Here is a 22,086-nt window from a genome sequence, read left to right as displayed (position 1 = left end):
GGAGGGCCGGCGTGGACGTGCTTCAGGGGCGCCTTCCGGCGTAGCTACAGCTCACGCAGCCCGACCAGCACCCTGCCGATCAGCAGGGGGTCGGAGATCGGGCCGGTAGCTTCGGTGGGTTGCCCACGTTCCTTAGCCTGCCCCGTGTGGCCTGAACCTGACCGCCCGGAACCGTGAAGGAGAAGTTCCGCCCAGACGACCTTCCCCACCGCCGTGGCGGGATAGTAGTAGCCCCAGCGGTTGGCCATCTCGCTCACCAGGAACAGCCCGCGTCCGCCAGTGGCCTCCACGCCCACCTCGCGCCTTACTGGCGGCCGGGGGTCGTGGTCTGCGACTTGGACGAGCAGGCCCGTTCCGGTCAGCTGGAGGGCGAGGGTGAACGTGCTGACGGCGGAAAGGCTCGAGTATCCGGAGCTCTGCGGCTCGTTGTCGGCCGGATGCCGGACCGCGTTGGTGGTGAGCTCGGAGACGATGAGGTTGGCGGTCTCGATGACAGCGCCCGGGATCTGCCACCGACGCAGGATGTCGGCGGAGTGCCGGCGGGCCCAGGGCACCGCGTTCGGGGTATCGGCCAAGGTCAGGTGGCTGATGTACGAATGGCCTTGCGACATGAGGTGCCTCCCGCTCAGGCTGCGTAGGCGTGCAGGTGCCTGCTGTTGGCGTTAATCAGTGGTTCCGCCGTCCCGTGGTGGCCGGATTGCCGGCCACCACGGTCAGAGGTCCTCTGCGCTCCCGTGCGGCTCGCTTGCGGGCTACGCGGCTACTTCGTGGCGACCACGTAGACGCTGGCCCACTGGCGCTTCGGGTTGGCCATCGAGGGGTCGAAGGTCCACGGCTCGACGGTTCGGAAGCCCGCCTCGGTGAAGAGCTGGGCGAGCTTCTCGTGGTCGTACGCCCAGTAGTGGGGGTTGTAGGTCGGGTCGTCGTCCTGGTCACGGAAGACGTAGTTGATGAGGTCGAGGTAGGTGTTCATGTCGCCTCGGCACTGCCGCTTGGCGTACCACCGTTCGATCATCTCGGCGGCCCGCTCCGGCGGCGTCGGGTACTCGTTCAGGACGAAGGCGGCGTCGGGGACGCCGGTGATGAGCTGGCCTCCGGGCGCGAGGACGCGGTGGGCCTCGCGGGCGTAGGACTTGGCGGAGCGGGGGTAGTCGATGTGTTCCAGGAAGTGCTCGGAGAACACCGTCTCGGTGCTGGCGTCGGCGAGCGGAATGCCCTCGCGCACGTCCCACAGGAGGTCAGCCGGCGGGACGATGTCGATGTTGAAGAAGCCGTCGATGCGGTGTCCGCCGCCGCCGATCTGAACCTTGGTGGGACCGGGCTTGAGGACGCAGTCGGGCAGGGCGGCGACGCTGGCCCGGTGGTGGCGGTGCAGTTCGATTTCCTTGACCGTCGCCCGGAGGGAGCGGGCGAGGCCGTGCGTGGTCGCGGGTGAGTCGAGGGCCTGGTCGAGTTGGGCAAGGAGGGCGGTTATCTGCTGGTCGTGCGGGCTCATCGAGGGTCTCGCTTCCTGGGGCGCCTGGGTGATGGTCAGGTGGTTCGGGAGCTGAGCTGGTCGATCTTCCACAGGCCCAGCCCGTTGCCGGGGTGGTGTCGGCCGCCGTCCGTGAAGTCGGCGTCGAAGTGCGCGACTGGTTCGGGCAGGTGGAACGGGGCCGCCTGGAGGTTGAGCGGGCGCCAGTGGGTGTCGGTAGTGTCGCGGTTCTCAGCGAGGCTGACGTAGGTGGTGGCGAGCAGGTACGTCGAGCCGCTGGTGGCCACGCGGTCGAGGAAGGAGAGCACCTCGTGGTGGGTGAGGTGGACGAGGCAGTCCCGTGCGATCACGAGGTCCGCGGCCGGGATGTCGTCCCTACTCAGGTCAGCCTGTCGGAAGGAGACGCGCTCGCTGCCGTGCCGTTCCTGGTTGAGCTGGACGAGGTCGGGGACGACGTCGAGGCCGAGGTAGGAGTCCAGCCGGTCGAATCCGTCGACGTGGCGGATCCAGTTGACGTCGCCGCACCCGGCGTCCGTGACAGTGCAGATCGGGTAGTGCGCGAGCACCGAGGTGAGGGCGGCCCGGACGGCCTCGGTCTGGCGCACCTCGGAACCGGGCCCGGAGACCGACTCGGGGGATCCCCAGTGGTTGGTGCGGTAGATCTCGGTGAATAGCGCTTCGGCGGGCTGGGTGGGCGCCGGCCAGGCGATGGTGGATGGGGTGGTAGGGCCGTGGGTGGGCATGCGTCTCCTCCGCGATCGGTCGTCGAGGGGTGTGGGGCAGCTGTCAGCGGCTGCTGTTGCGCATGAGCGTGTACTTGATGTCGACCAGGCGCGGCGCGATGCTCAGCGCCATCTGCTCGGTCGGGTGGAGGTGCCCGGAGTCGTCTGGCTCGGCACGCCAGACGCGGTAGTCCAGGTTCGGGTAGGCCGGGTTGATGCCGATCTCGCCCTTGGGCATCGTGCCGTTGAATGGCACGACGATGTCCATGTGGTTCCAGTAGTTCCAGGCTTGCAGGGCCTTGTGCTGGTCGAAGTAGAAGTAGAAGTCGGGGTAGCGGCCGAAGCTGCGGAGTTCGCGGTGGATGAGGTGGCCGAGCAGCGGGCCGAGCTGGGTGGCGAGGCTGTCGAACTCCCAGCGTGTGCGGTGCCAGGCTTCGGGCACCTGACCGCTGGTGAAGAGCCGGGCTGCCACGAGGTAGCTGATCCGCTCGACCATGTACGCGCGGGCGTGGTCAGCGTCGATGGTCGGGTCCACCCGCTGCAGAAGTGCCGCCAACTGGTGCGGGCGGGGACGGAACCTGGCGAGGTTGAACTTGCCGGCCATGTCAGGGAAGGAGGCGAACAGCATCTCCTTGTAGAGCCAGTTGTTGAACTCCCCGAGGTCTGCCAGCTGCCGGGTCCGTGCAGAGGTGGAGTGGAGCATCAGGTACTCGGCGAGGGCCTCGAAGTAGAGGTAGCCGAGGATCGGCAGCCGGGGGATGGCCGCATCCAGTAGCTGCAGGAAGCCCTCCGTGGCCACGGTCGAGCCCTGGTAGACGATGCCGGCGGCCAGAGCCAGGAACGCGGCCGAGTTCTTGATCCGGCCAACGACGGTCTCGCGCAGGTGGTGCCGCTCGGTCTTGCTGAGCAGGTACTCCAGGTCGGTGTAGATCTGCAGGTGGATCGAGCCCAGCCGCAGGTAGTCCACGCCCGCCAATCCGCGGTACGCCTGGGGCGGTGCGGTGATCTCGAAGATCAGCGGCGTGGGTGCGCGTCCGCTCAGGCCGACCTTGGCGAGGGAGGCGGGGGCCTCCTTCGTGAGGACGTAGGCGGCCAGGTTGTGCATGCGGAAGCCGCGCTCGGTCGCTGTGAGCGGCGCGCAGTAGATGCTGCCGACGAGGCACCCGCCGGAGGGGTAAAGCACCCCCTCCTCGCTGATCTCTTCCAGGGCGTGGGTGACGTGGAGCAGGTGCAGCTTGCCGTCGCTGCTCAGGCTGTCGAAGAGCGCGTTCTTGCGGAGCAGGCTGCCGTTCGGCGTCTCGTCGGTCAGGCGCTTGTGCCAGGCGGCCGTCTGGGCTGCAAGTGGGTCGGACCGCCCGGCGTCGGGCAGCAGCGCGGAGTCGAAGAAGGCGTGCGCGTCGGCCCACAGGTCGTAGGCGTCGCGGAGGCTCACGGGGTTACACCAGCCCCTTCTCGGCGAGCGCGTACAGGACGGCTTCGGCGCTGCTTGCCCCGGCGAGGTGCGCGGTCTCGGAGACGGCGACGAGGTCGAAGGCCACGGCGCGGAGCTGGTCGAAGGCCGGCTCACGAACGTGCCGCGCGTCGGGCCACCAGCTGAGCTTGGGCAGGCGGTAACGGTCGAGCGCGTCTGCCGCCTTGACCAAGTCGCAGATGAGCCCGGCGCGGTGGTAGTCGCCCTGGTCGTCCAAGCAGAAGGCGCCGTACGGCACGTCGTGCAGGCGGACGGCGGTTGCTGCCTGGATGATCCGCCGGGGCGTGGCCACCAAGCCGAAGTGGGTCCAGACGGTGTCAGCGTTGGCGGCCAGCCAGACGGCGGCACGAGCACCGTGGCCACGGTCGTCCTGGTCGTGCAGGCGCTGGCAGTCGTGGACGGCTGCTGCCAGGACCACCGTGGCGGTCTCGGTGTCGTCCAGCTCGTGGATCTCAGCGAGCAGAGCGGCCATTGCGGCGGTTCGCATGCTGTGCCGGACGCCGTGGAGCGAGTCATGCAAACGGGGTTCCGCCAGCCACGTCGCCGGAGGCGCGGACCGGCTCAGGATGTGCTTCGAAGCCGGCCGCAGGGGCGGCGGCCAGGCCGTGCCGAGGTCCGGCCGGTTGGCCTTGATCCACTCGATGGTGACCGGGTCCATGTACTGGTGGTGCGGCAGCTGCTTGCGTGCAGCCAGGTCGACCAGACTCGTGGTCGTCGGGGTCGTGCTCATCTGTGCCCACCCCCTTCTGGTGGTCTACCGCGATGAGGGCTCCTACCGGATCGGCGCGGCCTGTGCCTCGCGGGTCTTGCGCTCCTGTTCGGCGGCCTCGAAAGCGGCGGCGAAGTCGGCCAGCTCCTGCTCGCTCATCAGCGTCACCCCGAGCTCGGCGGCGGCGTCGATGATCTGGGCGGACGCCTCGTCGCGGGCGGCGTCCGAGGCGCCGTCGTCGAGCAGCACCTCGAACTCGGCGTGGTAGCCCCATGCCTCGCTCCACTTGAGCGCGATCTCCACGCCCTGGTAGCGGAAGTTGTGGCGGAAGTTGAACGCCTCGTGCATCGCGCCCTCGAAGCCGAGCGCGTTGAACACCTTCACGGCCGCCGGGACGTCCTCGCGGGCGATGGCGAACTCGGTCTCGGGGAAGGCGGCGCCCTGGCCGATCCTGCTGCCCTTGAGGGTGATCTTGGCGGTGCCGGCGGCCGTGTTGTCCGTGACCTTGAGCAGCTGCTCGGGCAGCACGTAGAAGTAGATGTGTTTGGCGTCGTCGCCCAGGTCCTCGCCGTCCTTCCGCAGACGGTCCATGAGCTGGGCGTGGGTCTCCTTGTCGAAGCGGGCGCGCATCTCGATCTCGACAGCCACGGTCGTCTCTCCTCGTTTCAGGCATGGCGGATCCAGCCGAACCAAGGCAGGGCGGCCCCTGGCTGGTCCGGATGGGTTGTATGGAGTTGGTGGTGGAGCCGGGTGGTGCGGCGGGCCGTCACTTCACCTGCCGCACCACCCGAGATGGATCAGCCCAGCTCGCCGAATCGCTCGCGGATCACGCCGGCGTGCAGGTAGTTCGGCAGCGGGACGCCGCCGACAGCCACGCGGGTGGTCGCCACCTGGTCCTCGGTCTCGTTCGGGAAGCCCTCCAGGAGCTGGAGGCACTGCTGAACCCACTCACGGGACTTGGGCCAGTCGCCGGCGTCGCGGAGGCGGACCGCCAGCGCGTAGGCGGTCTCGGTGGCCGCCCAGCGGTCGGTCGCCAGCTCACGCTGGAAGATCGACTCCAGCTCCTCGGCGGAGGCCAGGCGGGTCTGGTTGGTCATGGTGCCCTCTCAGATCGGACGGTGGTGCCCCGGTGGTGGTCAACGCAGCGGCGTCTCAGCGGTGACGCCGCGATCGGCCTAGTTGGTGAAGATCTCGGCCAGCGTGCGGTACTCGTGCAGCTCGTCCTTGTCGAACCACAGCTCGACTTCCTGCGCGGCCTCCTCCTTGTTGCCGGATGCGTGGACCAGGTTGGCCACGGCCTTGCCGACCGCCACGCTGCCCGCAGAGCTCATGTGCGAGAGGTCGCCGCGGATCGTGCCGGCTGGAGCCTGGTTCGGGTAGGTGCTGCCCACGATCTTCCGAACGGTGGCGATGGCGTCGTAGCCCTCCAGCACCAGGGCGATGACCGGCCCCTGCTGCATGAAGGTGGCGGTGAGGTTGTAGACCTCTGCCCCAAGCCGCTCTTCGAGGTCGAAATAGTGCTTGCGGGTGAACTCCTCGTCCATCCACTTCATCTTGACGCCGACGATCTTCAGCGCGGCGTCTTCGAAGCGCGAGATGACCCTCCCCGCGAGGCCGCGTACCAACGCGTCGGGCTTGAGTAGGACGAGCGTGCGCTCGACCGTGTGTACCTGGTCCTCGGCCATCAGTTCCCTTTCAGCGTTCCAGCATAACGATCATGACGAATAGTCAGCACGTCATGATCTGAGGTTACCGGCGCTGGCGAGCCACTTTCGGCACTCCGACCTACCCCCCGAACGGGTGAACTCTGCGCGGCTCGGTGGCGTTCGATCCGCCCTCCTGCCGAGACGGCGATCTCGCGGGTGCAATCGCCCAACTCGCTGCCCTGCTTCGGGTACTCACCTAGAATCTCCGAGGGGGTTGGCGTGTATGTCTTGTCACTCCCGGGCACCTCCCAGGGCTCAAGTTGCCTGGATGAGCCTGGCCTTGGGGTGCCGACCGCAAGTCTTCCGGCATCCACGCCGCGCAGCGATGAAGCGCCAGTGCAGTCGATGTGCATCTTCGACGCACGCCTCCTGCACTGCAGCGACCACGACGGAGAGGGAACGGCGTTGGACGTCATCGAGGTCTGGAGCGGGCGTTACGCCTGCTTGCTCCAGTCCGCCCTCCGCCTCACCAACGAGGCTTTCGCCAATCAGCTCGGGATCGCGGTGAGAACGGTGGCCACCTGGCACGCCGACTCCTCCGTTGTGCCGAGAGCCGAGATGCAGCAGCTCCTCGACGCCGCGCACGAGAGAGCTTCCGACGCGGCTCGTCAGCGCTTCGCCCTCCTGGCAGCGAAAGAACGCGGCGACGGATCCTCGGAGCACGGCACGCCAGCTGCGCAGTCCCTGCGGGTGGCCATCGCGGTTGTCCTCCGGCAAGGCGACGTGCTGTTGGTCTGCCGACGCGACGACGACGCGTCCGGGATCACCTGGCAGTTCCCGGCTGGGGTGATCAAGCCCGGCGCGAAGCCGGAGACCGCGACTGTCCGAGAGACGCTGGACGAGACCGGGGTTCACTGTGCTGTACGCGGGAGCCTGGGCAGCCGTGTCCACCCGGTGACGGGCGTGCTGTGCGAGTACTTCCTGTGCGAGTACCTGGCTGGCGAGGCAACCAACAGTGACGCCGTGGAGAACGTCGACGTGATGTGGGTTCCTCGAAACTCGGTGACCCGCTTCATCAACGCCGATACGATCTTCCCACCCATCCTGGCCGCCCTGGAGGAGCAGACGTGACACAGCAGACTGCGGAGGAACGCCCGGGTATTGCCGCCGCGATCGTGGTCCATGAAGGCCGCGTCCTGATGGTGAGGCGGCGGGTGAGCGAGGGCCAGCTCTCCTGGCAGTTCCCGGCCGGTGAGATCGAGGCTGGCGAGTCGCCTGAGGAGGCGGCTGTCCGTGAGACGGCGGAGGAGACCGGACTGGCTGTGGCCGCCGTCAAGCTCCTGGGCGAGCGGGTGCATCCGAAGACCGGTCGGCTGATGTCGTACACGGCCTGCGAGGCCGTCAGCGGCACCGCCGAGGTGGTCGACACGGACGAGCTGGACCAGCTCGCGTGGGTGGCTCTCGCCGAAATCCCCGAGTATGTGCCGTACGGGCTCTTCGAGCCGGTGCAGGCGTACCTGGACATTGCGCTCACTGCCTGACCGAGGCTCAGGCTCTACGGGCGGCCACCCAGCGGGTGGCCGCCCGTAGAGCCGTTGGTCTAGTCCCAGGTGGTGCCGGCGAGCAGGCCGTCGAAGGCGAGTGCCCGCATGGCGGTGTTGTAGTCGTCCCACTCGTCCCACTCGTGTTCGGGGGCGGTGAAGTGCAGGTCGAAGTAGGCGCGGGTGAGGTCGGGCTCGTGCCATTCGGCCGCGCAGCGGCAGCGGACGAAGACCTGGTGGCGGACGTTGAGGAGGAGCCAGTCTCGGCGGGCACGGCAGGTGGGGCAGGTGATGGGGATGCCGCGGGCGTCGAGTTCGCCGGGGTGGGGGACGGCGCGGATGACGGCTCTGTGGTGGCCGTCGTGGTCGGTGCTGGGGTTGGTCAAGTGGTGCCCTTCGATGGCGGGTGACGGTTGGCAAGCACACAAGACGCACGGCGGCCGGGATGGTTCCCGGCCGCCGAAGAAGACATCGAAGAGACATCTGTGCGCACGGGCGTTCCTGTGGCTGGGTGGGCGGGGCTCGAGGCATCGGGTGTCTCCGGTCGGGGTCAGCGTCGGCGGGTGGGGTCGTTGGCGGCCCTGGTGCCGGTCGGCACAGCGGGTGTTGTGGGTGTGGGTGTCGGGGTGGTGCGGCTGCCAGTGCGGGCGCGTGCGGCCTGGGTGCGCTGGTCGATGCGGTCGCTGGTGGCGTTGCGCAGGCGCCAGAGGAGAACTTCGGCGGGTCGGTCGGCGGTGGTGAGCTCCCGTTGCTGGGCGGCCTCGGCGAGGGCTCGGCGGGGTGGTTGGCCGGAGGATTCGGCCTGGGCGAGCGCGGTGGCCAGGGCGGGCCAGGCCGGGTCGGTGAGGATGCGCTGGGCGTGGTCGGGGACGGCGGCGTGGACCTGGGCGGCGAGGCGGTCGGTGGTCTTGGGGGTGGGGGTGCAGCGGGTGAGGTCGGCGATGACCGGCTCGGCGGTTTGCCGGTAGGCGGTTCGCAGGTGGACGAGGGACTGCTGGGCGGCGTGGGCTTGCTGCTGGTGGCCTCGGGTCTGGTGCCAGCGGGCGATGGCGATCACGACGAAGACGGCGGTGGACAGCAGGGCGGCGGCGGTGGCGCCGTCCTCGCCGGAGCCGGCGGTGCGCAGGAGTTGCTTGGCGGCGGTGCGGAGGGCTGCGGCCTGTTGGTGTTCGGCACGGACCTTGGATCGGTTGGCGCGGTTGAACGCGATTGCGGCGGCTCGTAGTTCGGCGCGGGTGTGGGCGGGTGCGGTGAGGGCGGCGGTGTGGAGGAGTTCGCCGAAAGCGGCGGCCTGGGCCTGGACGACGGTGTCGAACGCGTCGACGTCGGGGTGGTGTTGGTCCTGGTAGGCGAAGCGGACGGTTTCCCGGAGGGTGGTCTCGGCCTGTCGCCAGCGGTCCGGTTCGACCGTGCCCCGTGCGGGCGTGGTGGGCTGCTGGGCGGCGAGGCGTTCGCGCAGGCGGTTGATGGACAGGTCGGGGGAGAGCTTGGAGCCGCCGAAGTAGACGGGTTCGCCTTGGGCGTTGACGTCGCCAGGGCGGGCGAGGCTGTAGCCGATGACGTCGCCGCTCTCGGGGCCGATGCGGTAGCGGACCTGGATGCCGAGGGCGGTGAGGGTGGAGAAGTACTCCGCCTCGTTCAGGGAGGCGGCGGCGACGGCTTGGGCCTGTTCCTGCAGCCACTCCTTGGCGGTCTGCTGGTGGCCGGTGCGCTGGGCCTTGGCCTGCTCGGCGCTGGTGGGCATCGGGGCGGCGGTGTGGTCGCCGGAGTTGAGCTGGCGCAGGCCGAGTTCCTTCTCGATCTTGCGGCACTCGGCCTGGGCGCGTTGGCCGTCGCGCTTGTTGCGGGGACGGCGGCCGTCCTCGCGGACGCTGGTGGCCATGATGTGGATGTGGTCGTCGGCGTGACGAACGGCGATCCACCGGCAGCCCTTGTCGTCGCCATCGGGCGCGATGCCAGTGGCGTGGACGACCCGGCGGGCGACCTCGGCCCACTCGGCGTCGGTGAGGTACCGGTCGCCGGGCGCGGTGCGGACGGGGCAGTGCCACACGTGCTGCGGGACCTTCGCGCCCAGGCGCATCTCGCGGGCGCGGACGGGCTGGTCGAGGTAGTCGGCCAGTTCGGTCAGCAGGTCATGGTGCTGGTCGAGGGGCGCTCGGCCGGGGTCGGGCAGGCCGGGCATGGCGAACGAGGCGACGATGTGCGGGTCTGTGTGCTCGTCGCGCCGGCCGGGGCCGAAGAGGTAGGAAAGCAGGCCGCGGGTGCGCGAGCCGGTGGAGACGTCAGGCACCACAGCGGCCTCCCGGCAGGACGCGCTGGTAGGCGAGGCGGGCCTCGATCGCGCAGGCGTGAAGGGCATCCAGGACCTGCATGGCGCGCTCGGGGAGCTCGCCCCGATAGATCTCGACCATGAGCTGGTTGAGGTTGTTGCCGGCCCGGTCGATCGCCCGCTGGTGGGTACCGACCGCTTCGGTGAGCTGGTCGACGGCCTTGCGGTCGGGCAGGGGGACGAAGCCGTCGGGGCGGCCGGTCTTCACGACCTCCAGGGCGACGCTCATGCCGGAGTTCGCCAGGAATGCGGAGCGTGAGAGTTCGAGCTTGGCGGCGGCGAGGTCGATCATGACCTTCTCGGTCGGTTCCACGGAGCAGGTGAGCTGGTCGTCGCGCTTGGTTCCGGAACGCGGCTGGTACATCCGCTTGGCAATCGCAGCGATGCGCTCGTCCTCCGGAAGCGGCGGCCGGTCCAGTACCGGAACGCGCTCGTGGAGGAACTCGGCTGTGGTCACGGTCGGCGCTTCACGCACGACACGGACGTCGGCGGGCTCGGCGTCGCTGCTCGACAGCGGCTCGGCGCTGGGCTCGGAAAGCTCGTCCTGGTCGTGGCCGCCCCCGGTCACGACCTCCTGGTCCGGCGCGCCCTCGCGCCGGTCCTGCCCCGCCACCCCTGGGGCGGGGTCAAGCGCAAAGTCCGCGTCGCCAACGGCGATGTGGACTTTGCCCCAGCTTGCTCCGTCGTTGTCGTGACCGCCGTTGGTCCAGGGCAGCGCGTGCTTGACGCGGGCGAATATGCCGCCACGTCCGGGCTTGGCGCTACCGGTTCCGCGGGGCTGTGCTTCGTGCTCGGGAGTGGCGGAAGCAGGGGCGAGGTGGTGCTGCTGGTCGGGCACGAGGATCTTCCGGTTCTTCTGTGAGGGCAGGTGGTTGTCGGTTCGTGGGGCGTTCGCCGGATGCGGGGTGATGGTCCGGCGGAAGAGGGGTTTGGCGTTGCCGGTGTTCCGGTGTAGACGTCGCCGGTTCAGGACTTCCGGGATCTCCGGATGGGCGCTGGGGGAGTTCCGGTGAGCGTCGGTCAGCGTCGGTGAGGGGCCGCTCGCCCGGTCCGGAAGCGGGCCGGTGCTCGGGCGAGCGGCGGGGGCGTCAGGCCGCCGAGGCGCTGGCTTGCGCGTCGGCCTGCTGGCTGGCCTGTTCGTCCTTGAAGCGCTGGGTCAGCTTGCCGAGGCGGTCGCTGGCGATGGGTATGCCGGCTTCGCGCAGGACTGTCCTGATCACGGCCTGGGTGGGGCCGTGCTCCTGGACGGCGGGCTGGACGATCTCGGCCAGCTCGTCCATCGAGGCGGCGGGCTTGCGACCGGTGCGCTTGGTGCCCACTACCGGTTTCCGGCTGTTGCGCCGGACGTCGTGGTCGGGCTCGGGCACCGGTTCGTCGGCGGGTAGGTCGTACTGCTCCGCGTCCGTCACCGGTGCGGACTCGGTTACCGGTGCAGGCTCGGGGTTTTCGCGGAGCGGGAGCTCGCCCTCGGCGCGCTTCGGGTCGATGGCGGTCGCGGTCGCGGTGGTGTTGTGGGCGAGGAGGGTGCCGCCGAAGAAGGCGAGGGCGGGCCATCCGGCGACGAGGATCCGCAGCCAGGCGGGGACGTGGGCGAGGTCGAGGAGTCCGGCGGTGGCGACGTTGGCGCCGAGGGAGGCGGTCAGGGCGATGGCGAACCAGGTCCAGGCGGTGCCGGCGGGCTGTCCGGTGGTGCGCAGGGTCCGCATGCGGTGCCAGGCGGCGACGAGCAGCAGGTCGACCGAGACGGGGTAGGCCCAGGCTTTCCAGCCGTGTTGTCCGGCGGCTTCGGCGATGTCGTGGAGGTGGGCGAAGGAGAGGGCGCCTGCGATGGCGGCCTGTATGAGGACGGCGTCCGGGCGGGGCAGACGCCGCGTTGGGGTGGTGGCGGTCATGCGGAAGGTGGTCCTCGCGGGTCGGGCGGTGGTGGTTTGTGGGATTGCCGTCTTTGCCGTCTTGCCGTCTTGGTGCTGCGGGACGGTCTCTGGGCTGGGGCGGGCTCGGCTGCCCGGGTGGCGCCGTGGACACGGCGGAGTTCGGGTTCGGGACGGTGCGGTATCCGTCTTGGAGCTCGTATCCGTCCCGGAGGCATGGCCTTTGACCTGCGGTTTTACGACAGGGACGGCTGGGACGGCACAAGACGGATGTGTTTCCCGTCCCGGCCAGGGCCCGCCGCTCGCGCCCCGGACGGGGGCGGCGGCGGGCCGCTGGTGGGAGTGGACGGCTGCCGTCTTGGCGTGGGCCTGATCCGTCTTGGTGCGGATGCCGTTGCCGTCTTGGGGTGCCGTTCCGTCTCGGCGGCAGGCGTGGTGACCTGCGCTGTTACGGCTGGGACGGCAGGGACGGCATTTCGGGGAGGGTGGTCAGCCTCTACTGCCCGCTGCGGTGGCGTTCACGGGGTGGACTGCGGGGCAGTAGCGCCGCCAGGCGTCGAGGAACTTGTTGCGCAGGTAGCCCTTGCGCTGGGTTCCATCGGGCATGCGGACGTTGCCGGAGGAGATGCCGAACTCGCGGAGCATCGCGCCGAGGCCGCGCGGGGTCAGCCCGCCTCGGCTGGTCTCGGCCCAGGGGGCCTCGGGGTCGCCGTTGAGGTTGAACAGCAGCTGGTCGGTGGCGATGCTGTCCGGCTCACCGGCGGCGTGGAAGATCCGCCGGATGTCCGCGAGGATCCGCGCGCCGCCGGGGTTGTCCTCCTCGGTCTGGACCTCGGCGTCGACCATGCGCTTGCACGCCTGCCGGGCCAGGCGGGGCCACGGTCCTCCGGCGAGGTCGGCGATGATCACCAGCGGTTCCCAGGTGTCGGCCGCGCGGTCCTCAACCGGCATGGCGGGCTCCAGGCGCAGGGCCCGGTCAGCGAGCGGTGCCGCCCAACGGGCGATCTTGTCGCGGATCGCGTGCAGGGCGGGCCGGTCCCGCTGGGTGCGGTACGGGGCGACGCGCTCGCCCTCGGCTCGGCGGCGCATGCGGATCACGATCGAGCGATCCATGATCGTGTCGGGGAGGTCGCCGATGCCGGCGATTGCCGCCATGGCGAAGGTGGGGAACTTGCGCGGGGTGTGGTCGTTGCCGACCACCCGCAGCACGTAGCGGTCGCGCTGGTGCCCGGCGTTGAGCAGGCCGCGCATCTCCTCGTTCTTCTCCGCCGCCTTTGGACTGCCGAAGATCGTGTCCGCCTCATCCACCAGCAGGGTGGGCGGCTCCTCGCTGATCGTGCGGAAGATGGCGGCCGGAGAAGAGTTCACCGTCAGCATCGGCTGATGGACCGTCTCGGCGAGCACGTCGAGCAGGCGGGACTTGCCGCAGCGCTTGGCCGGGCCGACCACGGCCAGGCGCGGGGCGTGCTGCCACGAGCACTGCAGGTGGGTCGCCGCGACCCACAACGTGGTGGCGTCCAGGGCCTGCTGGGAGGGAAGGATCACGAACTTCGCGATCTGGGCCCTCAGCTGCGCGAGCAGGTCGGCGCCCTCGGTCGCCTCGGCGTCGGGCATCAGGTCGGTCCCGTCCGGGACGGTGGGCTTGGCAGGCGCCGCCTCGGCGTCGCGTCCACAGGCTGTGGACACGAGGGCCTGCTGGGCGGGCAGGTAGGTGCCGGGCTCGCCAGCCTTGGCCACGGGCGGCCATGCGACAGCGGGCTTGTCCGCTGCGAGGGGTGTGGCGTGGGCCTGGGAGGCAGTAACCTCGGTCATGGAGATCCTCACTCGGCGGCTCCGGGGGGCAACCCGGTCCGCCGTAGGTCGACTGTCCTGGGATGGGCGGTGGCGAGGTTTTCGATCAGCCCCCGGTGTTCGTAGCGCCGGGGGCTTCGCGTTTTCCTGAGGGCATTCGGGCTGGCGCCCGGCCCAGCTTAACCTCCTCTCGGTTGGTCATTTCATGCTGACATGGTCGAACGTAGCGGGACGTCGACCCCCTGTCAAGCGATTCGCGCATGATGATCTCAACCTCTATCGGCATTCGCGCTGGCTGGACTGATCCATGGAGGTTTTGTGAAGGTCAGCTCAACCGCTTGGCGGTTGGTTGCTTCATGCTGCTACATTCACTCCTGTCGTCGCGCCGCGCCTGCTCGCAATCGGAAGGAGGTTGGTATGGTCAACCCCATGGTGCATCGGTACAAGGCCCTGGAGGGCGAGGCCCTCGTGGCCCACAACCTGAAGGTCTTGCGCAAGGCCGCCCGCCTCTCCCAGGAGGACGTGGCCGAACGCATGACCCGGCTCGGCTTCAAGTTCCACCAGACTCAGGTCGCCAAGATCGAGAACGGAACCCGCCCGGTCCGCTTCGACGAGGTGATCGGCCTGGCCAAGGCACTCAGCGTCCCGCCGGCGAACTTCATGACCGAAGCCGTGGCTGGCCCGGACGAACCGGACTACGAGCTGCAGGAAGCAGGCTTCGCCGTCGAGAAGGCCGAGCAGGAGTGGAGAACCGCCCACGACCTCGAACAGGCCGCCAAGGCCCGGTACGACGAGGCCCTGCGTACGTACGAGGAGATCGCCGAACGGCTCGAAGCCCAAGGCGTCGACCTCGGGCCCTCCGGTGCCGAGCCCACGTGGTACCCGGCCCCCAACTCCCAGTGGGACCCGCTCCGCCAGGACCCCTCGGCTGACCGGTAAGCGAGCCCGCCCGGCTCGCCGCCTGGGCATCATTGCCGCGATCCGGCCGGAAACCTAAAAAGGTCGGACTGGTGCACGCGCCCAAGATCTTTTTTCGTTTCCGGCCGGGGCCGCCGTAGTGTGCCCGTCCCGCCCACCACCCCGCTGCCCGACCCCCGGCGCTACGAACGTCGAGGGCCGCCCGGCAACCCGCCGATCCACCGCCCATCCCAACAGTCGCCACGGCGGCGCGTTGCCCCGCGCCGCTGGGAGGAACACCTATGCCTGAAACGCCCCTGTCGCTCTCGCGCCTTGCCGGCGCAATCGGCCTCACGGAGCACCAGCTCCTTGCCCTCGTCGCCAGCTGCGGCACAGAGGTGCCGGACCCGACGCTCGTCGCCCTCACCGTGGAGGAAGCCGCCCGTCGTCTCGGCGTCGGCAGGACGACCATGTACGCCCTGGTCGCCTCCGGCGAAGTCCCGTCCGTGACGATCGGCCGTCTCCGCCGAGTGCCCGCCGAGGCGCTCAAGGAGTACGTGGCCGCCCGTACGCAGGCTGCCCCTTCGACCGTCGCGCTCGCGGCCTGAACGGGGGAAACCGAATGACGAACACCCGCAAGCCCAACGGCGACTCCTCGATCTACCAGGGCAGCGACGGCCGCTGGCACGGTCGCGTCACGGTCGGCGTCAAGGATGACGGCACTCCCGACCGCCGCCACGTCAGCGCCAAGACCCGCCCCGAGGTCACGGCCAAGGTCCGCAAGCTGGAGAAGCTGCGTGACGACGGCGCCGTGCCCAAGGCCGGCCAGAAGTGGACGGTCGGCAAGTGGCTGACCCACTGGATCAAGGAGATCGTGCCGGGCACTGTCGGCGAGAACACGTACGCCGGATACGAGGTCGCTGTCCGCGTGCACCTCGTTCCCGGCCTCGGCGCGCACCGCCTGGAGAAGCTGGAGCCCGAGCACCTGGAGCGCTTCTACAAGAAGATGCAGGCCAGCGGCAGCGCCGCCGGTACTGCCCACCAGGCCCACCGTACGGTCCGGGTAGCCCTCGGCGAGGCGGTTCGGCGCCAACATCTCACCCGCAATGTGGCCACGATCGCCAAGGCCCCGAAGCTCGAAGAGGAGGAGGTCGAGCCGTTCGAGATCGAGGAGGTCCAGACGCTCATGGACACGGCGCGCAAGCGTCGCAACTCCGCCCGCTGGATCTTCGCGCTCGCCCTCGGTCTGCGTCAGGGCGAGGTGCTCGGGCTCCAGTGGAAAGACGTCGACTTCGCCCGAGGCGTCGCCTGGGTCAAGCGCGGCCGACTGCGGCCCAAGTACCGGCACGGCTGCGGCGACCGCTGCGGGCGCAAGCCCGGCTTCTGCCCGAAGAAGGAGCCGATCCGACGCGAGACCAAGGACACCAAGTCCCGAGCCGGGCGACGCGCGGTGCCGCTGCCCGAGCAGCTCGTCGCGATCCTCCGGCTGCACAAGGAGGAGCAGGACCGCGAGCGGGCCCTCGCCCGCGACCTCTGGACGGACAAGGGCTACGTCTTCACCTCGGAGACCGGCGAGCCGCTCAACCCCAGCACCGATTACCACCACTGGAAGCGGCTCCTGCGCGAGGCCGGCATCCGCGACGGCCGCCTCCACGACGCCCGCCACACCGCCTCGACCGTCCTCCTCCTGCTCGGCGTGCCGGAACGGATCGTCATGGCGATCATGGGCTGGTCCTCGACCTCGATGGCCCAGCGCTACCAGCACGTCACCGAGCCGATGCTCAACGAGGTTGGCAAGAAGCTCGACGTGGCCCTGTGGGGTGGGCCACACCTGGATGGTCCAGGACGCGACAGCTGATCTCCGACTAAGGCTGGCCCCGCCAACTTGGTGGGGCCAGCCTTCTCTGGGCCGCTTTGTCGGAGACGCTCCCTACGCTGGGCTGCTATGACCGACATCCTCACTCTGAGTTTCTCGGCGGCTGCCGTGCTGATCAGCATCGTGGCGGTCTTCTACAGCCGTGGCCAGACTCGGGCCGCCGTCCAACAGCTTCAACTGGCGCAGCAGATCCGCAGGGACGCTGCCGAACCGTACGTGTTGGCGGACATCGTTCCGCAGGTTGGGGGCTCGGGCCTGTTGCTGTTCCGCATCGAAAACGCCGGGCCCACGCTTGCCCGTGATGTGCGATTGACCATCTCTCCGCCGCTTCAGGGAGGGGAGAAGGAGGAGTGGGACCGGAGGCTGGCACGAGTTGTCGCGCGGACGATCCCGCTGCTTCCTCCTGGTCGACGCATCGAGTGGCATTTCGCCTTTGGGCCGAGATTGTTCGCCAACTCGGACCTGCCACGGCAGTACACCGTGACGGTTAACGCGGTGGGGCCTTTCGGACCGACGGCGCCCTTGACCTACACGATCGACCTGGACGCCATCGACGCATCCGCGCTTGAGCGGGGAACGGTCGAGGCGAGCCTGGCGAGGATCGCCGACCAGACGCTGACCTTGAAGGACATCCCTCGCGCGATCGGATCCGTCGAGAACGTGCTGAAAGCTCCTCCGGCCGGACCCGGGGCAAGTTTGGCGAGTCCCGAAGGCGTTGGTGCGCATGAAGAGCCGCCTGCACAGCAGGAGTGAACCAGACTGGTTAGCCGAGCGGGGCGTCGCCGAGGCCCAGGCTGCGCGGTCGAGCACCGGCTTCCTGGCCCAAATCGCAACTGAGACCAAAACTGAGACCAGGGCACGAAGAAGGCCCCGACCGGGAACCCGGTCGGGGCCTTCAACTGCCTTGCTAGGCAAAGGCGGAGGATACGAGATTCGAACTCGTGAGGGGTTGCCCCCAACACGCTTTCCAAGCGTGCGCCCTAGGCCTCTAGGCGAATCCTCCGTGGGAGAGCTTAGTACATGTTCGGGGGTGGTCGCGACCAGCTATCCCGTAGGTGGGAGGGCGGGGGTGCCTGTGGATCGTCGGGGCCCGGATCCGGTAGTGTGGGGGTCAGCCCCTCGTGTGGCGTTATCTCTCTGAACCCCCCCAGGGCCGGAAGGCAGCAAGGGTAGGAGGGCTCTGGCGGGTGCACGGGGGGTCTTTGCGTTCCCGGGCGGGGGCCGGGGTGGCGGTGGCGAGGTGAGGGGCGACGCGTTTGTCGGTGCGTCCCGATATCGTCGGGGGTGTGTCCCTAGCCCTGTACCGCCGCTACCGCCCCGAGACCTTCGCGGAGGTCATCGGGCAGGAGCACGTGACCGCTCCGCTCCAGCAGGCCCTGCGTAACAACAGGGTCAACCACGCGTACCTGTTCAGCGGGCCGCGCGGCTGCGGGAAGACGACGAGTGCGCGCATCCTGGCCCGCTGTCTGAACTGTGAACAGGGGCCGACGCCGACGCCCTGCGGGGAGTGCCAGTCCTGTCGCGACCTCGCGACCGGCGGGCCCGGCTCGATCGACGTGATCGAGATCGACGCGGCCTCGCACGGTGGTGTGGACGACGCGCGCGAGCTGCGGGAGCGGGCGTTCTTCGCGCCGGTCCACAGCCGCTACAAGATCTTCATCCTGGACGAGGCGCACATGGTGACCTCGGCCGGCTTCAATGCGCTGCTCAAGGTGGTCGAGGAGCCGCCGGAGCACCTCAAGTTCATCTTCGCGACCACCGAGCCGGAGAAGGTGATCGGGACGATCCGGTCCCGGACGCACCACTACCCGTTCCGGCTGGTCCCGCCGGGCACGCTGCGCGACTACCTGGCGGAGGTCTGCGGCCGGGAGGGCATCCAGGTCGAGGACTCGGTGTTCCCGCTGGTGGTCCGGTCCGGGGCCGGGTCGGTGCGTGACTCGATGTCGGTCATGGACCAGCTGCTGGCCGGTGCCGCCGAGGGCGGTGTGACGTACCAGATGGCGACGTCGCTGCTCGGGTACACCGACTCGGCGCTGCTGGACGAGGTGGTGGACGCCTTCGCCGCGCACGACGGGGCGACGGTGTTCCAGGTGATCGACCGGGTGGTCGAGGGCGGGCACGACCCGCGCCGTTTCGTCACCGACCTGCTGGAGCGGCTGCGCGACCTGGTGATCCTGGCCACCGTGCCGGAGGCGGGGGAGAAGGGGCTGATCGACGCCCCGGCGGACCGGGTCGCGATCATGCAGGCGCAGGCGGACGCGTTCGGCTCGGCGGAGCTGAGCCGGGCGGCGGACCTCGTCAACACCGGGCTGACCGAGATGCGCGGCAACGCGGCGCCGAGGCTGCAGCTGGAGCTGATCTGCGCCCGGGTGATGCTGCCGGGCGCGTACAGCGACGAGCTGTCGTTGCAGGCGCGGCTGGACAAGCTGGAGCGCCGGGCGGCGACCGGAGGGTTCGCCGCGCCGATGGTGGTGGGGGCGCCGTTGGCGGCGCCCGTGGCCGCGCCCGTTCCGGTGCCGGCCCCGGTGGCGGAGGCCGCGCCCGTCCAGGCCGCGCCGGTCGCGGCGGCCCCTGCGGCGGCCCCTGCCGTGGCTCCCGCGCCGCCCGCCCCGGCGGCGCCCGCCGGGCCCGCGCCGGGTGCCTGGCCGATCCGGCGAAGCTTCCCGCCGGCGGGTGGGGCCCCGGCCCCCGCGCCGCAGCCGCCGGCCCAGGCCGGCGGGGCCACCGAGGCCGCCCCGGTGTCCGCTCCCGCCCCTACAGCCCCAGCAGCCCCCGCCCCGGCGGCGCCCGCGCCCGCTCCTGCCGGGCAGCCTGCCGGGCAGGCGTCGCCCGCCGCGCAGCAGGGCGCGGCGCAGGTCCGGCAGCTGTGGCCGCAGATTCTGGAGGCGGTGAAGAACCGCCGCCGCTTCACCTGGATCCTGCTCAGCCAGAACGGCCAGGTGGCCGGGTTCGACGGCAGCGTGCTCCAGGTGTCCTTCATCAACGCGGGCGCCCGGGACAGCTTCGTCGGCAGCAACAGCGACGACGTGCTGCGCCAGGCACTGGCCGACGCGCTGGGGGTGGACTGGCGGATCGAGTGCATCGTCGACCCGTCCGGCGGCGGTTCCCTCGGCGGCGGTGCCATCCCGAGCGGTGGCGGTGCCGCCCCGAGCGGTGGTGGCTGGGGGGCCCCGGCCCGTCCGGCGGCCGCCGCGCCGCCGGTGCCGGCTCCGGCTCCGGTGCCCGCGCCGGTCCAGTCGCAGCCGTCCCCGCAGGTGCAGGCCGCCCCGGCGCCCGCGCCGGTCCAGGCCCCGCCGCCGGTGGCCGCGCCGCCGGCCCGTCCGGTGCGGGCGGTGGCGCCGGAGGACGACATCCCGGAGGAGGACGACCCGGACCTCAACGAGGAGGCGTTCTCCGGTCAGGAGCTGATCATCCGGGAGCTGGGCGCGACGGTCCTGGAGGAGATCCACCACCGCGGCAACTGAGCGACGGCCCGCCCCGGCAGCACGTAGGCTCGGCCGTGACGACGCGAGCGGGACTGCAAGCGAGCGTGACCGCGGGCAGGACGGCGACGCAGGACAGCAAGCACGAAGCGAGGAGTGAGCCGTGTTCCCCGGTGGTGGCCAGCCCAACATGCAGCAGCTGCTGAAGCAGGCGCAGAAGATGCAGCAGGATCTCGCGCAGGCGCAGCAGGAGCTGGCGGAGACGAAGGTGAGCGGTTCGGCGGGCGGTGGCCTGGTCGAGGCCACGGTGACCGGTGCCGGTGAGCTGGTGGCGCTGACCATCGCCCCGTCGGCCGTCGACCCGGAGGACACCGAGACCCTGGCGGACCTGGTCCTGGCGGCCGTGCGGGACGCCAACCAGTCGGCACAGAAGATGCAGGCCGAGCGCATGGGCCCGCTGACCCAGGGCCTGGGCGGGGGCATCCCCGGTCTGCCGTTCTGACCTGGCAGGGCTCCGTTCTGACCTGGCAGGGTTCCGAACAGACCTGGCGGGGCTCCGAAACGGGGGTTCCGAACAGACCTGGCAGGGTTCCGAACAGGGGTTCCGGCCTGGTAGGTCTGAGGTCCTGAAGTTCTGAAGTTCAGACAACGGACCCATGTGATTTATGTGGGAGTCGGGCGTCGGGCGGTGTGTCCGGCGCCCGATTCGTTGGATGATGGCACCGGAGCACCACCGACCATCCGAGGGAAGGCGCGACGTTGTACGAGGGCGTGGTTCAGGACCTGATCGACGAACTGGGCAGGCTGCCCGGCGTCGGGCCCAAGAGCGCCCAGCGGATCGCCTTCCACATCCTGCAGTCCGACCCGACCGACGTGCGCCGCCTCGCGCACGCGCTGCTGGAGGTCAAGGACAAGGTCCGCTTCTGCGCGGTCTGCGGCAACGTCGCAGAGGCCGAGCGGTGCCGGGTCTGCCTGGACCCGCGCCGCGACCTCGGCGTCATCTGCGTGGTCGAGGAGTCCAAGGACGTCGTCGCCATCGAGCGCACCCGCGAGTTCCGCGGCCGCTACCACGTGCTGGGCGGCGCGATCAGCCCCATCGAGGGCGTCGGCCCGGACGACCTGCGGATCCGCGAGCTGCTGGCGCGCCTCGCGGACGGCACGGTCACCGAGCTGATCCTGGCCACCGACCCCAACCTGGAGGGGGAGGCGACCGCCACCTATCTGGCCCGGCTCTGCAAGCCGATGGGCCTGAGGGTGACCCGGCTGGCGAGCGGCCTGCCCGTCGGCGGGGATCTGGAGTACGCGGACGAGGTCACCCTCGGCCGCGCCTTCGAAGGGAGACGACTGCTCGATGTCTGACCGGACGCTCAACCAGCAGCCCCACACGCCCCACCAGCCGTCCCACGGGCAGGCCCACCAGCCGGCCCCCGGACAGCCGCACGGGGAGCCGCAGAGCCACACCCCGCACATCCATGCGCACGGTTCGGAGCCGGACGACTTCGCCGTGCAGATCGCCGACTCGGTGGAGAGCTTCGTGCTCGCCGTCACCGAGGTCGCCAAGGGCGACGAGCCGGGCAGCGCGGTCTCGCTGCTGCTCCTGGAGGTCTCGCAGCTGTTGCTGGCCGGTGGCCGGCTGGGCGCCATCGAGGACGTCGTCCCGGAGGACCGCTTCGAGCCCGACGCCGGGCCGGAGCCGGACGGCGAGCAGCTGCGCGAGCGGCTGGCCGAGCTGCTCGCGCCGATCGACGTCTACCACGAGGTCTTCGACCCGTACGGCCCGCCGGAGAAGCCGAACGCCTTCCGGATCTCGGACGACCTGGCCGGCGTGGTCGGCGAGCTGCAGCACGGGCTGACCCACTACCGCGAGGGCCGGGTCAGCGAGGCGCTGTGGTGGTGGCAGTTCTCGTACCTCTCCAACTGGGGCACGACCTGTACGGCGGTGCTGCGGGCGCTGCAGTCGCTGATCGCGCACGTCCGGCTGGACAGTCCGATCGGCGCGGTGCCGGACGGCGCCGACACCGACGACGACGGGCTCACCGACGAGCAGCTGGAGCAGCAGGCGGGCGACCTGATGGCGGCCGAGCTGGGCCTCGGGCGGTAGCACCGCCCTCCGGTGCACCGTGCCCCTCCGGCGTGCCCGCGTCCCCCGGCGTGCCACCGTCCCGGGCCGTCCCGGGCCGTCCCGGGCCGCTCCGGCTCCCCGGGGCGCGCCGGTTTTCGGTGCGCCCCGGCGGCCGACGACTGATTGTGACGAATGCCTCAGCATTTTGCGCGGAAAAGAAATCCCGCCGGATCGCCGTCCGTTGATCCGCCGATTCTTCGGGGCGGTGGCGAATT

The 22,086-nt window shown here is 70.1% G+C and carries 23 protein-coding genes, 1 tRNA gene and 1 other RNA gene; 11 read left to right on the top strand and 14 right to left on the bottom strand.

Annotated features, from left to right (window positions below; genetic code table 11):
• Positions 1-44: 44 nt before the first annotated feature.
• From ACIPLC_RS02585 to ACIPLC_RS02550, 8 genes are all read right to left on the bottom strand, one after another.
• Complete coding sequence (locus ACIPLC_RS02585) at positions 45-611, bottom strand: ATP-binding protein (RefSeq protein WP_400470234.1); 567 nt, start codon at positions 609-611, stop codon at positions 45-47.
• A 149-nt stretch (positions 612-760) separates the two neighbouring features.
• Positions 761-1,495: a class I SAM-dependent methyltransferase gene (locus ACIPLC_RS02580; RefSeq protein ID WP_400470231.1), complete on the bottom strand. Its 735-nt coding sequence runs from the start codon at positions 1,493-1,495 to the stop codon at positions 761-763.
• 35 nt (positions 1,496-1,530) lie between these two features.
• Complete coding sequence (locus ACIPLC_RS02575; protein ID WP_400470228.1) at positions 1,531-2,217, bottom strand: class I SAM-dependent methyltransferase; 687 nt, start codon at positions 2,215-2,217, stop codon at positions 1,531-1,533.
• A 43-nt stretch (positions 2,218-2,260) separates the two neighbouring features.
• On the bottom strand, positions 2,261-3,628 hold the full coding sequence (locus ACIPLC_RS02570) for a hypothetical protein (protein ID WP_400470225.1): 1,368 nt from the start codon (positions 3,626-3,628) through the stop codon (positions 2,261-2,263).
• A 4-nt stretch (positions 3,629-3,632) separates the two neighbouring features.
• Positions 3,633-4,397 (bottom strand): hypothetical protein, encoded by a 765-nt coding sequence (locus tag ACIPLC_RS02565; RefSeq protein ID WP_400470222.1) that lies wholly within the window; start codon positions 4,395-4,397, stop codon positions 3,633-3,635.
• 42 nt (positions 4,398-4,439) lie between these two features.
• A complete protein-coding gene (locus ACIPLC_RS02560) occupies positions 4,440-5,024 on the bottom strand; it encodes a hypothetical protein (RefSeq protein ID WP_400470219.1) in 585 nt (194 codons plus the stop codon).
• 149 nt (positions 5,025-5,173) lie between these two features.
• Complete coding sequence (locus ACIPLC_RS02555) at positions 5,174-5,473, bottom strand: hypothetical protein (protein WP_400470216.1); 300 nt, start codon at positions 5,471-5,473, stop codon at positions 5,174-5,176.
• 78 nt (positions 5,474-5,551) lie between these two features.
• Positions 5,552-6,061: a nucleoside-diphosphate kinase gene (locus ACIPLC_RS02550; protein ID WP_400470213.1), complete on the bottom strand. Its 510-nt coding sequence runs from the start codon at positions 6,059-6,061 to the stop codon at positions 5,552-5,554.
• Positions 6,062-6,487: 426 nt separating this feature from the next.
• On the opposite strand from ACIPLC_RS02550, the gene ACIPLC_RS02545 reads away from it, so the two are divergent.
• Together ACIPLC_RS02545 and ACIPLC_RS02540 are read left to right on the top strand one after the other, a co-directional pair.
• Entirely contained in the window at positions 6,488-7,153 is a 666-nt protein-coding gene (locus ACIPLC_RS02545) for an NUDIX hydrolase (RefSeq protein ID WP_400470634.1), read from the top strand.
• Positions 7,150-7,563, top strand: a complete 414-nt coding sequence (locus tag ACIPLC_RS02540; RefSeq protein ID WP_400470210.1) for an NUDIX hydrolase — start codon at positions 7,150-7,152, stop codon at positions 7,561-7,563. The genes ACIPLC_RS02545 and ACIPLC_RS02540 overlap by 4 nt, the downstream gene beginning before the upstream one ends.
• Positions 7,564-7,622: 59 nt before the next feature.
• Here the strand turns inward: ACIPLC_RS02540 and ACIPLC_RS02535 are convergent, their stop codons facing one another.
• The 5 genes from ACIPLC_RS02535 to ACIPLC_RS02515 all read right to left on the bottom strand — a co-directional run bounded on the left by ACIPLC_RS02535 (position 7,623) and on the right by ACIPLC_RS02515 (position 13,575).
• Positions 7,623-7,949: a hypothetical protein gene (locus ACIPLC_RS02535; RefSeq protein WP_400470207.1), complete on the bottom strand. Its 327-nt coding sequence runs from the start codon at positions 7,947-7,949 to the stop codon at positions 7,623-7,625.
• A gap of 164 nt (positions 7,950-8,113) precedes the next feature.
• A complete protein-coding gene (locus ACIPLC_RS02530; RefSeq protein ID WP_400470204.1) occupies positions 8,114-9,856 on the bottom strand; it encodes a relaxase/mobilization nuclease domain-containing protein in 1,743 nt (580 codons plus the stop codon).
• Positions 9,846-10,730, bottom strand: a complete 885-nt coding sequence (locus ACIPLC_RS02525) for a hypothetical protein (protein WP_400470202.1) — start codon at positions 10,728-10,730, stop codon at positions 9,846-9,848. Before ACIPLC_RS02525 ends, ACIPLC_RS02530 begins: the two co-directional genes overlap by 11 nt.
• Positions 10,731-10,980: 250 nt before the next feature.
• Positions 10,981-11,784, bottom strand: coding sequence for a DUF2637 domain-containing protein (locus ACIPLC_RS02520; RefSeq protein WP_400470199.1), 804 nt, complete (start codon positions 11,782-11,784; stop codon positions 10,981-10,983).
• A 468-nt stretch (positions 11,785-12,252) separates the two neighbouring features.
• Positions 12,253-13,575: a DUF3631 domain-containing protein gene (locus tag ACIPLC_RS02515; RefSeq protein ID WP_400470196.1), complete on the bottom strand. Its 1,323-nt coding sequence runs from the start codon at positions 13,573-13,575 to the stop codon at positions 12,253-12,255.
• Between the two features lie 396 nt (positions 13,576-13,971).
• Here ACIPLC_RS02515 and ACIPLC_RS02510 point away from each other — a divergent pair, with 396 nt between their 5' ends.
• From ACIPLC_RS02510 to ACIPLC_RS02495, 4 genes are all read left to right on the top strand, one after another.
• Positions 13,972-14,493, top strand: coding sequence for a helix-turn-helix domain-containing protein (locus ACIPLC_RS02510; protein WP_400470193.1), 522 nt, complete (start codon positions 13,972-13,974; stop codon positions 14,491-14,493).
• Between the two features lie 260 nt (positions 14,494-14,753).
• Complete coding sequence (locus ACIPLC_RS02505) at positions 14,754-15,059, top strand: helix-turn-helix domain-containing protein (RefSeq protein ID WP_400470190.1); 306 nt, start codon at positions 14,754-14,756, stop codon at positions 15,057-15,059.
• A gap of 14 nt (positions 15,060-15,073) precedes the next feature.
• On the top strand, positions 15,074-16,309 hold the full coding sequence (locus ACIPLC_RS02500) for a tyrosine-type recombinase/integrase (protein ID WP_400470187.1): 1,236 nt from the start codon (positions 15,074-15,076) through the stop codon (positions 16,307-16,309).
• Between the two features lie 87 nt (positions 16,310-16,396).
• A complete protein-coding gene (locus ACIPLC_RS02495; protein WP_400470184.1) occupies positions 16,397-17,080 on the top strand; it encodes a hypothetical protein in 684 nt (227 codons plus the stop codon).
• 165 nt (positions 17,081-17,245) lie between these two features.
• Here ACIPLC_RS02495 and ACIPLC_RS02490 read toward each other — a convergent pair.
• Positions 17,246-17,330: transfer RNA gene (locus tag ACIPLC_RS02490), tRNA-Ser, on the bottom strand.
• A 110-nt stretch (positions 17,331-17,440) separates the two neighbouring features.
• On the opposite strand from ACIPLC_RS02490, the gene ffs reads away from it, so the two are divergent.
• The 5 genes from ffs to ACIPLC_RS02465 all read left to right on the top strand — a co-directional run bounded on the left by ffs (position 17,441) and on the right by ACIPLC_RS02465 (position 21,850).
• Positions 17,441-17,531: signal recognition particle sRNA small type (ffs, locus tag ACIPLC_RS02485), an RNA gene on the top strand.
• Between the two features lie 82 nt (positions 17,532-17,613).
• Positions 17,614-19,791, top strand: coding sequence for a DNA polymerase III subunit gamma and tau (locus tag ACIPLC_RS02480; RefSeq protein ID WP_400470181.1), 2,178 nt, complete (start codon positions 17,614-17,616; stop codon positions 19,789-19,791).
• Positions 19,792-19,912: 121 nt separating this feature from the next.
• A complete protein-coding gene (locus ACIPLC_RS02475) occupies positions 19,913-20,251 on the top strand; it encodes a YbaB/EbfC family nucleoid-associated protein (RefSeq protein WP_400470179.1) in 339 nt (112 codons plus the stop codon).
• Positions 20,252-20,508: 257 nt separating this feature from the next.
• Positions 20,509-21,108, top strand: coding sequence for a recombination mediator RecR (recR, locus tag ACIPLC_RS02470; protein WP_400470176.1), 600 nt, complete (start codon positions 20,509-20,511; stop codon positions 21,106-21,108).
• Entirely contained in the window at positions 21,101-21,850 is a 750-nt protein-coding gene (locus ACIPLC_RS02465; RefSeq protein WP_400470173.1) for a DUF5063 domain-containing protein, read from the top strand. The genes recR and ACIPLC_RS02465 overlap by 8 nt, the downstream gene beginning before the upstream one ends.
• Positions 21,851-22,086 lie beyond the last annotated feature (236 nt).

The organism is Kitasatospora sp. NPDC086801 (assembly GCF_044745805.1).
Taxonomy (GTDB): Bacteria; Actinomycetota; Actinomycetes; order Streptomycetales; family Streptomycetaceae; genus Kitasatospora.
Note: the sequence above shows the minus strand (reverse complement) of the source record. Positions and strands in the feature narration are given on the sequence as shown.